At 65.0% G+C, this 12649-nt stretch carries 13 protein-coding genes; all 13 read left to right on the top strand.

Features of this window, described 5'->3' with window-relative positions; translation table 11 throughout:
• The coding region (locus AB4Y99_RS06635; protein ID WP_441522768.1) for a porin at nucleotides 1-1273 on the top strand (1273 nt) is incomplete at its 5' end.
• A gap of 1301 nt (nucleotides 1274-2574) precedes the next feature.
• Nucleotides 2575-3882: an ABC transporter substrate-binding protein gene (locus AB4Y99_RS06630; protein ID WP_441522767.1), complete on the top strand. Its 1308-nt coding sequence runs from the start codon at nucleotides 2575-2577 to the stop codon at nucleotides 3880-3882.
• 131 nt (nucleotides 3883-4013) lie between these two features.
• A complete protein-coding gene (locus AB4Y99_RS06625) occupies nucleotides 4014-4934 on the top strand; it encodes a carbohydrate ABC transporter permease (protein ID WP_441522769.1) in 921 nt (306 codons plus the stop codon).
• Nucleotides 4931-5899, top strand: coding sequence for a carbohydrate ABC transporter permease (locus AB4Y99_RS06620; RefSeq protein ID WP_112764881.1), 969 nt, complete (start codon nucleotides 4931-4933; stop codon nucleotides 5897-5899). The genes AB4Y99_RS06625 and AB4Y99_RS06620 overlap by 4 nt, the downstream gene beginning before the upstream one ends.
• Nucleotides 5896-6132 (top strand): hypothetical protein, encoded by a 237-nt coding sequence (locus tag AB4Y99_RS06615; protein ID WP_441522766.1) that lies wholly within the window; start codon nucleotides 5896-5898, stop codon nucleotides 6130-6132. Before AB4Y99_RS06620 ends, AB4Y99_RS06615 begins: the two co-directional genes overlap by 4 nt.
• A 3-nt stretch (nucleotides 6133-6135) precedes the next feature.
• On the top strand, nucleotides 6136-7257 hold the full coding sequence (locus tag AB4Y99_RS06610) for an ABC transporter ATP-binding protein (RefSeq protein WP_441522765.1): 1122 nt from the start codon (nucleotides 6136-6138) through the stop codon (nucleotides 7255-7257).
• On the top strand, nucleotides 7250-8263 hold the full coding sequence (locus AB4Y99_RS06605) for an ABC transporter ATP-binding protein (RefSeq protein ID WP_441522764.1): 1014 nt from the start codon (nucleotides 7250-7252) through the stop codon (nucleotides 8261-8263). Before AB4Y99_RS06610 ends, AB4Y99_RS06605 begins: the two co-directional genes overlap by 8 nt.
• A gap of 3 nt (nucleotides 8264-8266) precedes the next feature.
• The gene (dhaL, locus tag AB4Y99_RS06600) at nucleotides 8267-8869 is read left to right on the top strand and encodes a dihydroxyacetone kinase subunit DhaL (protein ID WP_441522763.1); all 603 of its coding nucleotides are present in this window, start codon (nucleotides 8267-8269) and stop codon (nucleotides 8867-8869) included.
• A gap of 4 nt (nucleotides 8870-8873) precedes the next feature.
• Nucleotides 8874-9272 carry a dihydroxyacetone kinase phosphoryl donor subunit DhaM gene (gene dhaM / locus AB4Y99_RS06595; RefSeq protein ID WP_112764876.1) on the top strand — a complete coding sequence of 133 codons (399 nt, stop codon included), beginning with the start codon at nucleotides 8874-8876 and terminating at the stop codon, nucleotides 9270-9272.
• A gap of 38 nt (nucleotides 9273-9310) precedes the next feature.
• The gene (locus AB4Y99_RS06590; protein ID WP_112764875.1) at nucleotides 9311-9589 is read left to right on the top strand and encodes an HPr family phosphocarrier protein; all 279 of its coding nucleotides are present in this window, start codon (nucleotides 9311-9313) and stop codon (nucleotides 9587-9589) included.
• A gap of 6 nt (nucleotides 9590-9595) precedes the next feature.
• The gene (locus AB4Y99_RS06585) at nucleotides 9596-11200 is read left to right on the top strand and encodes a phosphoenolpyruvate--protein phosphotransferase (RefSeq protein ID WP_441522762.1); all 1605 of its coding nucleotides are present in this window, start codon (nucleotides 9596-9598) and stop codon (nucleotides 11198-11200) included.
• The gene (locus AB4Y99_RS06580) at nucleotides 11197-11652 is read left to right on the top strand and encodes a hypothetical protein (protein WP_441522761.1); all 456 of its coding nucleotides are present in this window, start codon (nucleotides 11197-11199) and stop codon (nucleotides 11650-11652) included. Before AB4Y99_RS06585 ends, AB4Y99_RS06580 begins: the two co-directional genes overlap by 4 nt.
• Nucleotides 11649-12635, top strand: a complete 987-nt coding sequence (dhaK, locus tag AB4Y99_RS06575; RefSeq protein ID WP_441522760.1) for a dihydroxyacetone kinase subunit DhaK — start codon at nucleotides 11649-11651, stop codon at nucleotides 12633-12635. The genes AB4Y99_RS06580 and dhaK overlap by 4 nt, the downstream gene beginning before the upstream one ends.
• Nucleotides 12636-12649: the final 14 nt, after the last annotated feature.

The raw sequence follows: 12649 nt of genomic DNA, 5'->3' as shown, positions 1-12649 counted from the left end.
CGTCTGCACCGCCTACGGTGCCGGCTTCTTCTATATCCCGGGCACCGACTCCTGCCTGCGCATCTCGGGCCGCGTTCGCGCCGAGTACGCTGTCGGCAGCCGCTACAGCGACTACCAGGATGCCTACGGCACCCGCGCCCGTGGCCGTCTGAACATCGACGTCCGCACCGCGACCGCCTACGGCACGCTGCGCACCTTCATCCGCTACGAGCTGACCAACAACACCGGCATCTACGGCGCTGGCGGCATCACCCCGTTCAACGTCGGCGCGACCGTCCCGGGCTTCGTCCGTGGCGCTTCGTCGACCTCCACCGGCTCGCTGCTCGACCTGGCCTTCGTCCAGTTCGGCCCGATCACCGCTGGTCGCGCTCAGTCGTTCTTCGACTTCTATGCCAACGACCTCGGCTTCAACTCGGTTCGCACGTCGGATACGCGCGTCAACCTGCTGGCCTACACCGCCACCTTCGGTTCGGGCTTCTCGGCCACGATCTCGGCGGAAGACCGCACCTCGGGCACGTCCGGCCGCGAGCTGCCGGGCGCGGTGTTCAACCCGCTGGTCGGCGGCGGCGCTGCTGCGGCCGTCGTCCAGGGTCAGGACTACCCGGATCTGATCGCGTCGCTGCGCGTCGATCAGGGCTGGGGTTCGGCTCAGCTGTCCGGCGCTGTCGGCCAGCGTAAGTACGCCACGGCTGCGGCTCTCGGCGCTGTCGACGGCGACGAGATGGTCTGGGCCATCCAGGGTGGCGTGAAGATCAACCTGCCGATGCTCGCCGCTGGCGACGCCTTCTGGCTGCAGGCTGCTTATGCTGACGGCGCTCTCGGCTATCTCGGCTGGAGCCCGGGCAGCCTGGGTCTCGGCCGCATCGGCGGTCTGGTGCTGGCTGATGCCGCGCTGAACCCGGTCACCGGCAATGTCGACAACTCGACCGGCTGGTCGGTCGTTGCGGCGTTCCGCCACTTCTGGACCCCCACCCTGCGCACCGAGATCTTCGGTTCGTACTCCGAGGTGAAGTTCAAGTACCTCGACGCGGCGGCTGTCGCGTTCGGCGGTCTGACGGCTCGCTCGGCTGATCCGAAGGAGCTCATCCTCGCTGGCAACCTGATCTGGTCGCCGGTCTCCGGCCTGGATATCGGCGTCGAAGTGCTCTACTCGCACCTCGATATCCGTTCGCCGGTCGGCAGCGTGAGCAACGCCGCTGCTCGCAGCGCGGTCCTCGGCATCAAGTCGGAAGACTCGGTCGCCGGCCGCCTGCGCATCCAGCGCGACTTCTGATCGGTTTTCCGGTCCTAGTCGGAAGCCCCGGGGAAACCCGGGGCTTTTTTTCTGGCGGCATTCCTCTTCGGCACCGGCTTGATCAGCATCGTTATCGCTGCTCGATCTTCAACGACCCGCAGCTTGCCGTGCCGCAACGTCCCGGATCCGTATCCCGTTTGCGGGGAGCGGCTTGGGGGTAGCTATCATCCAGATCGAGTTGGGGGCGGAGACGGGTCAAAGCCAGTTTTTCAGATAATGGAATTTGTCCACCAATCCGATTGAGAATGATTCATGAGTCAATTCGATTCTGTATTGACTAAGTGCGGGGCGCATGGCACGTCTGATGGTAGACAATGATCCGATCGAGTTTCGAGACCCGACCCTCTATTGTCTAAAAGCGGCCTGCGTTGCCCAATCAGCGGAGGCTAAGTGAGTACTCGATAGTATTCGCTGACAGCTGAAGATGTGGAGCGCGCCGACCCCGGCGCCTCCACATTTGTTGCGTTAAAGCATGCTTGGTTCGGTTATCACGGCGGGTGCAACTGGCGCCGTGCCGAGGCCCCAGCCAATGCGAGTTCCTCCGCCTGACATCTCGGCTTTTCCTGCGTCTGGAGAGTCTCTCCATGAACGACGAAAAGCACGTTCGAATCGAACATCCGCTCCCAGGCAGGCCTCCAGCATCCGCTTCTGGCGCGATCCGGCCCCGTTGGGAAATAGTTGCAGAGCGGCGCTATGGAGCGCTCCCTTCCCGCGCATCCTTCCTTGGGCGGCCGAGTATTCGCAGTTCTGTATAGGTATGACCGAAATGGCGCGCCCAAAGGATTCGAATTCAATCCTGGGGAAGGGGCTATACGCGTAGAGGCTCGCCGCCCTCGGCAGAAGGTCGGCGGGTCCACTGGCGACAACGTCTTAAGCGCTGTCTGGCCCGTCGCGAGTTCCCCATGCTCGATCGACCGCTTCGCGGACCTGCCAGGCAAGCCTGCTTCCGCTTGATGAAGCACATGACGGGCCACGCTGCCCCAACCCCGACGGGGCTCAGGAATTCACTAAACTTGTGCATCGCGGCAAAAAAATCGCCGCATTGCAGCATGTTGTCGGCCATCTTCATCGCTTGACATGTTTAGTGATTGGCGATCTACTAAACAAATCGCTGAACTTGGACGGTTAGTTCCGAGGCGGCGTGAGGAAACGCCCCGCGTCGGCCGCGCCCCTTCTTCCGGCTGTGCCCTTCGCGGTCACGCAGGTTCRCCCGTCACCCCAATGACGGCTGGTGACGGCACGCCAAGGGAGGGAAGTWCRTGAMAMWAWTCAGGACMTGGATGCTKGCCGCGACCATTGCCGGGAGCGCCGCGCTGGCTGCCACGGAGGCTCAGGCCCAGGGCAAGTCGCTGACGCTCTGCTGGGCGGCCTGGGATCCGGCCAATGCGCTGGTCGAGCTCTCCAAAGACTTCACCGCCAAGACCAATATCGCAATGAAGTTCGAGTTCGTGCCTTGGCCGAATTTCGCCGACCGCATGCTCAACGAGCTCAATTCCAAGGGCAAGCTCTGCGACCTGATCATCGGTGACTCGCAGTGGATCGGCGGCTCCGCCGAGAACAATCATTACGTGAAACTAAACGATTTCTTCGCCAAGGAAGGGATCAAGATCGACGACTTCATGCCGGCGACCGTCACCGGCTATGCCGAATGGCCGAAGAATACGCCGAACTACTGGGCGCTGCCGGCCATGGGGGATGCGCTCGGCTGGACCTACCGCAAGGATTGGTTCTCCAGACCTGAGCTGCAGGCCGAATTCAAGGCCAAATACAACCGCGAGCTCGCCGCGCCGAAGTCGCAGACCGAGCTGAAGCAGATCGCCGAGTTCTTCCAGGGCCGCGACATCGACGGCAAGAAGGTCTATGGCGCGGCGATCTTCACCGAGCGTGGCTCGGAAGGCATCACGATGGGCGTCGCCAACGCGCTCTATCCTTTCGGCTTCAAATATGAGGACCCGAAGAAGCCCTACGCCATGGCCGGTTTCGTCAACTCCGACGATGCCGTGAAGGGCCTGGAGTTCTACAAGTCCCTGTACAAATGCTGCACCCCGCCGGGCTACTCCAACGCCTATATGCAAGAGGGCCTGGACGCTTTCAAATCCGGACAGGCGGCCCTGCAGATGAACTGGTTCGCCTTCTTTCCCGGCCTGTACAAGGATCCCAATGTCGGCGGCGACAGGATCGGCTTCTTCGTCAATCCGCCTGAGAAGGAGAAGGGCTCGCAGCTCGGCGGGCAGGGCCTCTCGGTCGTCGCCTATTCGCCGAACCGGGCCGAGGCGCTGGCCTACGTCAAATGGTTCGCCTCGCTCGACGTGCAGAAGAAGTGGTGGGAGCTCGGCGGCTATACCTGCCACAAGGGCGTGCTGAACGATCCCGGTTTCGCCAAATCCGCGCCCTTCGCGGCTGATTTCCTCGTCGCCATGGGCCAGGTCGTCGATTTCTGGGCCGAGCCGTCCTACGCGCAGTTGCTGCAGGCGGAACAGGCCCGCGTCCACGACTATGTCGTCGCGGATAAGGGCACGGCCAAGCAGGCGCTCGACCTGCTGATCCAGGACTGGACCAAGATCTTCAAGGAAGACGGCAAGTTCTGAAGCGGCCGCTCGCCGCTGCCGCTTCGAGAGGCTGCGCCCGCCGGCGGGCGCAGCCAGCCCCGACTTTGCCTTCGAAGGGCGCCTAGGTCATGAATGCGAGCGACATCACCGGCATCAGGAGCGCGAAAGCGATGCGCGCGCCCCATCCCCCGATCGCCAAGCGCGTCCGGGGCCTCTCCGACAGGTCCATCGCCTGGCTGTTCATCGCGCCGACGATGATCCTGCTGCTCGCCATCAACCTGTTCCCGCTGATCTGGACGATCCAGCTCTCCTTCACGAATTACCGCGCCAACCGCCCCAATGCGCCGCTGCGCTATGTCGGGCTCGATCACTACCAGACCATCCTGTCGGACCCCGAAATCTGGCAGCGCATGCAGGCAACGGCGCATTTCGTGTTCTGGACGATCCTGCTGCAGACCGTGATCGGCTTCGCGCTGGCCTATCTGATCGACCGGAAATTCCGCGGCCACGGCTTCTGGACCACGCTGATCCTGATCCCGATGATGCTSTCGCCGGCSGTGGTCGGAAATTTCTGGACCTTCCTGTACCAGCCGCAGATCGGCCTGTTCAATTACGTGGTCTCGTTCTTCTCCGGTATTGCGCCGTCCTCCTTCCAGATGCTCGGCGATGTGAAGCTGAGCCCTTGGGCGATCATCATCGTCGATACCTGGATGTGGACGCCCTATGTGATGCTGATCTGCTTGGCCGGCCTGCGCTCGATCCCGGACTACATCTACGAGGCAGCCGAGGTCGACCGAGCCAGCAACCGGCGGCAATTCATCTCGATCACGCTGCCGATGTGCCTGCCCTTCATCATGCTGGCCGTGCTCTTCCGCGGCATCGAGAACTTCAAGATGTTCGACATGGTCAACCTCCTGACCTCGGGCGGCCCGGGCTCGACCACYGAACTCGCCTCGATCACGCTGAAGCGYGCCGCCTTCGAGGCCTGGCGCACCGGCTATTCCTCCGCCTTCGCRATYATCCTGTTCGTCGCCGTGTTCGGGCTGGCGAACATCTATGTGAAGGCGCTGAACAAGGTGAAGGCACGATGAGCGGCGCTCTTTCCACGGCTCATTCCGTCGTCGCGCCGAGCGGACGCGTCAAGCTGCTGGCCGGCACCATCGTCGTTCTCTACGCGCTGGTGGCCATCGTGCCGCTGCTCTGGATCGGCCTGACCAGCATCAAGACGCCGCCGGACTCGATCTCCTACCCGCCCAAGGTCGTGCCGTTCGTGCATTTCGAGCCTTCGATCGAAGGCTATTGCAACCTGTTCAACACGCGCTCGCGCCAGACGGCGGATTATCTCGCCTCGCTCCCGCCTGCGAATTCCGCCTGCGAAGAGATCGCACGCTCGCGCAGCATGGTGGTCGTCGGCCCGTCGAATTATGTGCCGCGCTTCGTCAATTCTCTGATCATCGCATTCGGCTCGACGCTGCTCTCGGTGGGGCTGGGCACCTGCGCCGCCTATGCCTTCTCGCGCTTCAAGGTGCCGCTGAAGGACGACTTGCTGTTCTTCATCCTCTCGACACGGATGATGCCGCCGATCGCCGTCGCGATCCCGATCTTCCTGATGTATCGCGAGCTCGGCCTCTCCGACACGCGGCTCGGCATGATCCTGCTCTACACTTCGGTCAACGTCTCGCTGGCCGTCTGGCTGCTCAAGGGCTTCATCGACGAGATCCCCCGCGAATACGAGGAGGCGGCGATGATCGACGGCTACACGCGGCTGCAGGCCTTCCGCAAGGTCGTGCTGCCGCAGGCCACGACCGGCATCGTCGCGACCGCGATCTTCTGCCTGATCTTCGCCTGGAACGAATATGCCTTCGCCGTGCTGCTCACCTCGGGCACGGCGCAGACCGCGCCACCCTTCATCCCGATCATCATCGGCGAGGGCGGGCAGGATTGGCCGGCGGTCGCGGCCGGAACGACGCTGTTCCTGATCCCGATCCTGGTTTTCACCGTGCTGCTGCGCAAGCACCTCCTGCGCGGCATCACCTTCGGGGCGGTGCGCAAATGAACCTGCAAGTGAACCGGCATCCGAGCCATCCCCGTGAGCCGCAAGGCGCGGCCGCATCGCGCTGGCCGAAGGCGCTGCGACGCGGACCGATGGAGACACTGGCAACATTGCTGATCTCGGCCGGCGTGCTGATGCTGCTGCAGCCCTTCTCGCTGACGCTCTACGGCCATTCCTTCGTCACGACCCTGATCGGCGTCGTCATGTTCACCTTCGTCACCAAATTCCCGGAGTGAGCCATGGCCGAGATCCGGGTCGATAATCTGGTGAAACGGTTCGGCGCCTTCATGGCGGTGCGCGATACCAGTTTCACGGTCGAGAACGGCGATTTCTTCTGCCTGCTGGGTCCCTCCGGCTGCGGCAAGACGACGACGTTGCGGATGGTTGCGGGGCTGGAGCTGCCATCCTCCGGCAGCATCCGGCTCGATGGTGAGGATGTCACCTTCAAGCGGGCGCGCGAACGCGACATCGCCATGGTGTTCCAGCTCTTTGCGCTCTACCCGCATATGAACGTGCGCAAGAACATCAGCTTTCCCTTGGTCTCGATGGGGGTGTCCAGGGACGAGACGAGACGGCGCGTCGAGGAAGCGGCGCGCGTGCTGCGCATCGAGCATCTGCTCGACAAATCGGTCTCCGGTCTTTCCGGCGGCGACCGACAGCGGGTCGCACTCGGACGCGCCATCGTGCGCGAACCGAAGGCCTTCATGATGGACGAGCCGCTGGGCGCGCTTGACGCCGAGTTCCGCCATCTGATGTGCGGCGAACTGCGCGCCCTGCACGATCGGCTGAAGGCGACGACGGTCTATGTCACCCATGACCAGCTCGAAGCGATGTCGATGGCCGACAAGATCGCGGTGATGAACGATGGCGTGATCGAGCAACTCGGCTCGCCGCAGGAGATCTATGACCGCCCGAATTCGATGTTCGTCGGGGATTTCATCGGCTCGCCCGCGATGAATTTCATCCGTTTCGACGGCGCGGCCATTGCGGGCTCGACCTCGGTCAGCATCGATGCCGCCTGCGTGACCCTGCCGGAACTGCGCGAGAGCCACGCGCCCGGACCGCTGGCGCTTGGGGTGCGGCCCGAGCAGATCGTCATCGGCGATCCCGGCCGGCAGGGCAGCGCCCTTCCGGGCGAGATTTTTGGCACCGAATATCTCGGCACGAACCAGATCGTGACGGTCGCCACCCCGCGCGGCAAGCTCAAGGCGCGCTTGCCTGCCTATCTGCCGGTGGCCGCCGGCGACCGCGTCAGCCTGTCGTTCAAGCCGGAGCGGCTATCGCTGTTCGATGCGGTGACGGGAAAGGCGATCCGCTCCGCCTTGCATGAGGCCAGCACGACGAGGCGCACCCATGGCTGAGGTCACGCTGACGCAGGTCTCGAAGCGGTTCGGTGCGGTGCAGGCCGCGAGCGATCTGTCGCTCACCATCGCCGATGGCGAGTTCGTCGTGCTGCTGGGGCCGACGGGCGCGGGCAAGACGACAACCTTGCGCCTCATTGCCGGGCTGGAGACCCCCGATGACGGCCGCATCTTCATCGGCGGCGTCGATGTCACGGCGCTGCCGCCGGCGGCGCGCGACGTCGCCTTTGTATTCCAACAATACTCGCTCTATCCGCATCTGAGCGTCTTCGACAATCTCGCCTTCCCCTTGCGGTCGCCGACACGGCGCACGCCCGAGGACGAGATCCGGCGCGCGGTCGGCCATGTCGCAAAGCTCCTCAAGATCGAGGACAAGCTGCAGAACCGCGCGACGCAGCTCTCCGGCGGCCAGATGCAGCGCGTCGCGATCGGCCGCGCCCTGGTGCGCAGCCCGTCGATCTATCTGATGGATGAGCCGCTCTCCTCGCTCGATGCCAAGCTGCGCGCGGAATTGCGCATCGAGCTGAAGCATATCCAGCAGGATCTCGGTGCGACCATCCTCTACGTCACGCATGATCAAACCGAAGCCATGACGCTGGCCTCGCGCATCGGCGTGATCAACCACGGCCGCCTGGTGCAGATCGGAACGCCGCGCAGCATCTATGAGGACCCGACCGACATCTATGTCGCCACCCGCCTCGGCAGCCCCGGCATCAACCTGTTGCCGCGCGCGCTCTTCCCCGATCTGGAGGCGCCGGCTAACACGACCACGATTGGCGTGCGCACCGAACATCTCGCCATCGCCAAGGCCAGGAACGGTGCGGTGACGGGCAAGGTCAACTGGATCGAACGGCTCGGCGATCAGAACCACCTGCATATCGCCGTGAACCAGCAGCAGATCGTCAGCTTGGTCGACCCGGATGAAGGCCTGGATGTCAGCGACGAGGTGAGCGTGAGCCTGCTCAAGCCGCTGTTCTTCGACGCCGCCGGCCAGCGGGTGAGGTGAACCATGGACGGCGCGTTGAAGAAGAAGCTGATCGAGGCCATGGCCGGGGCAATCGTGGCCCATGCCGATGAATTGACGGCGCTCGACCAGGCCATTGGCGACGGCGACCACGGCCTGAACATGAAGCGTGGTTTCGAGGCGGTGCTGGCGGACATGGATCCGATCACGGCAAAGCCCTTGCCCGACGCCCTGAAGGCYATCGGCACGACATTGGTGATGAARGTCGGCGGCGCCTCRGGGCCKCTCTACGGCACRCTRTTCATGRCGCTCGGYAAGGAGCTGCCGYCAGAGCCGACGATTACAGATGTGGCGCGGGCGCTGGCCGCAGCGATCGAGGCCGTGAAGGCGCGAGGCAAGTCCGATCTCGGCCAGAAGACCAYGCTCGACGTGTTGGCGCCGCTCCAGACCGCACTCGCCCATGGCGGCGCCGATCTCACGACGCGCCTTCCCGAAGTCGCCAGGGCTGCGGCCGAGGCGACGGTGCCGCTCAAGGCCATTCGCGGACGCGCCTCGTTTCTCGGCGAACGTTCGATCGGCCATATGGATCCTGGGGCACGCTCGTCGGCCCTGCTCGCCACCGCAATCTGCAACGCCATCGGAGCCTGAAAGCATGACAGCCAGCAAGAATGTCGGCATCGTCATCGTGTCGCACTCGGCCAAGGTCGCCGAAGGCGCCGCCGACATGGTTCGCCAGATGGTCGGCGACAATGTCCTGCTGGCCGCGGCCGGGGGCAATGCCGCAGGCGGCCTGGGCACCGATGTCGCCGCCATCATGGCGGCGATCGACGAGGCATGGTCGGAAGCGGGCGTCGCCATCCTGGTCGATCTCGGCGGGGCCGAGACCAATAGCGAGATGGCGGTGGAAATGATGCCGGAGGAACGGCGCGAGCGCATCGTCATCTGTAATGCACCSATTGTGGAAGGCGCCGTGATGGCCGCGACCGAAGCGTCCGGCGGCTCGCCGCTGGCCGTCGTGCAGGCGACGGCCGAGGAACTCATGTCGGCATGAATGACATGTCGGCCAAAGGTAGTGAGAGGAATGCAAGGATGCAGGAGGTGACGGCCAGCGCCCTGCTCACCAACAAGATCGGGCTTCATGCCAGGCCTTCGGTGAAGCTTACCCAGATCGCCAAGCGCTTCGGCTCCCGTATCGAGGTCGCCACTAGCGCGGCCGGCCCRTGGACGGATGCCAAGAGCCCGGTGAAGATCATGCGCGTCAAGGCGGCCCAGGGCGAAATGCTGCATTTCAAGGCCAGCGGCGAAGATGCTCCGGCTGCGCTCGCTGCGCTCGTCGATATCGTCGCACGCAAGTTCGATGAGGAGTGAGGCGTGATGGAACGCCGCCTTTCCGGCCTCGCCGCATCGACCGGGCTCGCCTTCGGCCCGGCGGTGGCCTTTCGCGCCGTCGGCGAGATGCGGCGCGAGAAGGGCCCAGTCTCAAGTGAGCGACAGGCTCTGGCGGACGCCGTTGCCGCTTCCCTTCGGGCCGTCACGGCCTTGGCGGCCAGTCTTCACGGCGAGGCTGCCGATATCGTGGGCTTTCAGGTGGCACTGCTCGAAGACGACGCCTTGACCGAGGGCGCCTATGCGGCAATCGAGCGCGGCGTGCCGGCTGACGCGGCCTGGCGACAGGCGCTGGCGGTGGAGATCGCGGGGTATGAGGCGTCTGACGACGCCTATTTCCGCGCCCGCGCCGCAGATCTGTCTGACATCCGGGACCGGGTTCTGCGCCAGCTTTTCGGCTTGCCCGAACTGACGAATGCGCCGCCCGGCGCCGTCATCCTGGCGCAGGATCTGCCGCCCTCCGCCTTCCTCGGCATCGATTGGTCGCAAGGCGGCGGCATCGTGCTCGGGGCCGGCAGCCCGACCAGCCATGTCGCCATGCTGGCGCGCGGGCGTGGCGTGCCGATGGTCGTCGGCATCGGCTCCGACTGGGAGGCGGTCTCCGGCACGGTCGTCGTCGATGGCATGGCRGGYCTCGTYCTGACSGGMCCGTCGCGCGCGAGCATCGACGAGGCGCGACGGCGGGCAGACGAGCTCGGCCACCTGCGGAGCAAGGCGGAAACCCGCAAGCGTGAGCCTGCGCTGACCCGCGACGGGACCCCGATCGCCGTGATGGTCAATGTCGCGGGGATGGCCGATCTCGTCGGCTTCCCGGCAGAGGCTTGCGACGGCATCGGCCTGACCCGCACGGAGTTCCTGGTCGAGCAGGCCTTGCAGGATGAAGCGCGCCAGTTCGAGGCCTATGCCGCGTTGCTGCACTGGGCTGGCGGCCGGCCGGTGACGATCCGCACGCTGGATGCCGGCGGAGACAAGCCCATCGCCGGCTACACGATCGATGGCGAGACCAATCCCTTTCTTGGCCTGCGTGGCATCAGGTTGTCCCTGCGCCATCCCGAGGTCTTTCGCGTCCAGTTGCGGGCGTTGGCCCGGGCGGCGAGCCTGGGCCCGCTCAAGGTCATGCTGCCCATGGTCACCGCAGCGCTGGAACTGGAACAAGCGCGAGTGCTGCTGGACAGCGTTCTGGCGGAACTCGCGGCGGAAGGATTGCCGCATGCAGCGCCTGCGCTCGGCATCATGGTCGAGGTTCCGGCCGCCGCCATGGCGGTCGCGAGCTTCGACGCCGCCTTTTTCTCGATCGGCTCCAACGATCTGACGCAATACGCGACCGCCGCCGCGCGCGATGGATCGGAGGTCGCGGCCTATGCCGATGTCCTGCATCCCGGCGTGCTCGCCATGATAGCCCATGTCGCGCGCCATGGTGCCGAGCTTGGTCGAGAGGTCAGTCTCTGCGGCGATGCGGGGGGCGATCCGCGTGCCATCGCCGCATTGCTGCGGGCCGGCGTCCGGGCCGTATCGGTCTCTCCCGGGCTGTTGGCGATGGCGAAGGAAGCGATCCGTGAGGTCGATCTCTCGGAGCCAGGGACGGACGCATGACCGGCCCCGAAACCCTCCCGGCCGACTCTTCGCCATTGGCCGCGTACAAGGCGATCCTGCGCGCGGTCATCGAGAACCGCCCCTCCGGCACCCGACAGCGGCTGGCGGAAGCCATTGGCAAGAACCGCAGCTTCATTTCGCAGATCATCAGCCCCGCCTATGCCACGCCGGTGCCGGTGCAGCATCTGGAGACGATCTTCCATGTCTGGCATTTCGCGCCGCCGGAGCGGCAGGCCTTCCTGAACGCCTATCGCGCTGCGCATCCGGGGCGCCTGGAGGTGGTCGATGCCGGGCGGCCGATGCGCCGGCTGGTCGTCGAGCTGCCGGATTTCGGCAGCGCCGACTTGAATGCCCGGGCCGACCATATCGTGCTGGGGGTCGCGCGCGGCCTGGTGTCGCTGATCCCGGCCGCCGACGACGAAGACGCCGACGGGCAGGGGGGGAGCCGATGAAGAAGCTGATCAACGCGGTCGACGGCATTCTGTCGGAGAGCCTCCAGGGACTCGCCGCCATCCATGGCGATATCCTCATGCTCGGCGAAGAGGAGAAGTTTGTTCGGCGCAAGGTGCTGAAGCCTGGCAAGGTTGCGCTGATTTCGGGTGGAGGCTCTGGCCACGAACCCCTGCATGCCGGCTTCGTCGGGACCGGCATGCTCGATGCCGCCTGTCCGGGGCAGGTCTTCACCTCGCCGACGCCGGACCAGATGCTGGCGGCGGTGGACGCCGTCGGTACGGCGGCGGGCTCGCTCTTCATCGTCAAGAACTATGAAGGCGACGTGATGAATTTCGAGATGGCGGCCGAGATGGCCCAGACCCCGGTCGCGACCGTCGTCACCGACGACGATGTCGCGGTCCCGGCCTCGACCTGGTCCACCGGTCGGCGTGGCGTCGCAGGCACGCTGATTGTCGAGAAGATGGTCGGCGCCGCCGCCGAGCAGGGCCGCGACCTCGACGCGCTGAAGTCCCTCGGCGAGGAGGTCAACCGGCGCACCCGGTCGATGGGCGTGGCCCTCACATCCTGCACCGTGCCTGCAGCCGGCAAGCCGACCTTCACGCTCGCCGAGGATGAGATGGAGATGGGCGTCGGCATCCATGGCGAGCCGGGCCGGCGGCGCATGAAGCTGGCAACGGCGGACGCTATCGCCGACGARATGATGGGCGCGATCCTCGACGATCTCTCGCTGAAGRGCGGCGCGCCCTGCCTGCTGCTCGTCAATGGCTTCGGCGGGACGCCCGCCATGGAGCTCTATCTGATGGCCAATGCTGCAAGGCGCGTCTTGGCGGGGCGCGGTCTCGCCATCGCACGTGGGCTGGTTGGGTCTTACGTCACCTCTCTGGACATGGCGGGTTGTTCGCTGACCGTGACGGCGCTGGACGACAGCCTGATCCAACTCTGGGACGCGCCGGTCCATACGGCCGCGCTACGATGGGGGTAAGCATCGCAACGTTC

The sequence above is a fragment of the Allobosea sp. TAB14 genome, from assembly GCF_052113865.1.
Lineage (GTDB): Bacteria > Pseudomonadota > Alphaproteobacteria > Rhizobiales > Beijerinckiaceae > Allobosea > Allobosea spartocytisi.
Note: the sequence above shows the minus strand (reverse complement) of the source record. Positions and strands in the feature narration are given on the sequence as shown.

What these genes read in the sequence shown, in the direction of transcription:
- AB4Y99_RS06610 (WP_441522765.1), top strand. Translation starts at nt 6,136, where the DNA reads ATGGCCGAGATCCGGGTCGATAATCTGGTGAAACGGTTCGGCGCCTTC.
- AB4Y99_RS06620 (WP_112764881.1), top strand. Translation starts at nt 4,931, where the DNA reads ATGAGCGGCGCTCTTTCCACGGCTCATTCCGTCGTCGCGCCGAGCGGA.
- AB4Y99_RS06615 (WP_441522766.1), top strand. Translation starts at nt 5,896, where the DNA reads ATGAACCTGCAAGTGAACCGGCATCCGAGCCATCCCCGTGAGCCGCAA.
- AB4Y99_RS06605 (WP_441522764.1), top strand. Translation starts at nt 7,250, where the DNA reads ATGGCTGAGGTCACGCTGACGCAGGTCTCGAAGCGGTTCGGTGCGGTG.
- AB4Y99_RS06580 (WP_441522761.1), top strand. Translation starts at nt 11,197, where the DNA reads ATGACCGGCCCCGAAACCCTCCCGGCCGACTCTTCGCCATTGGCCGCG.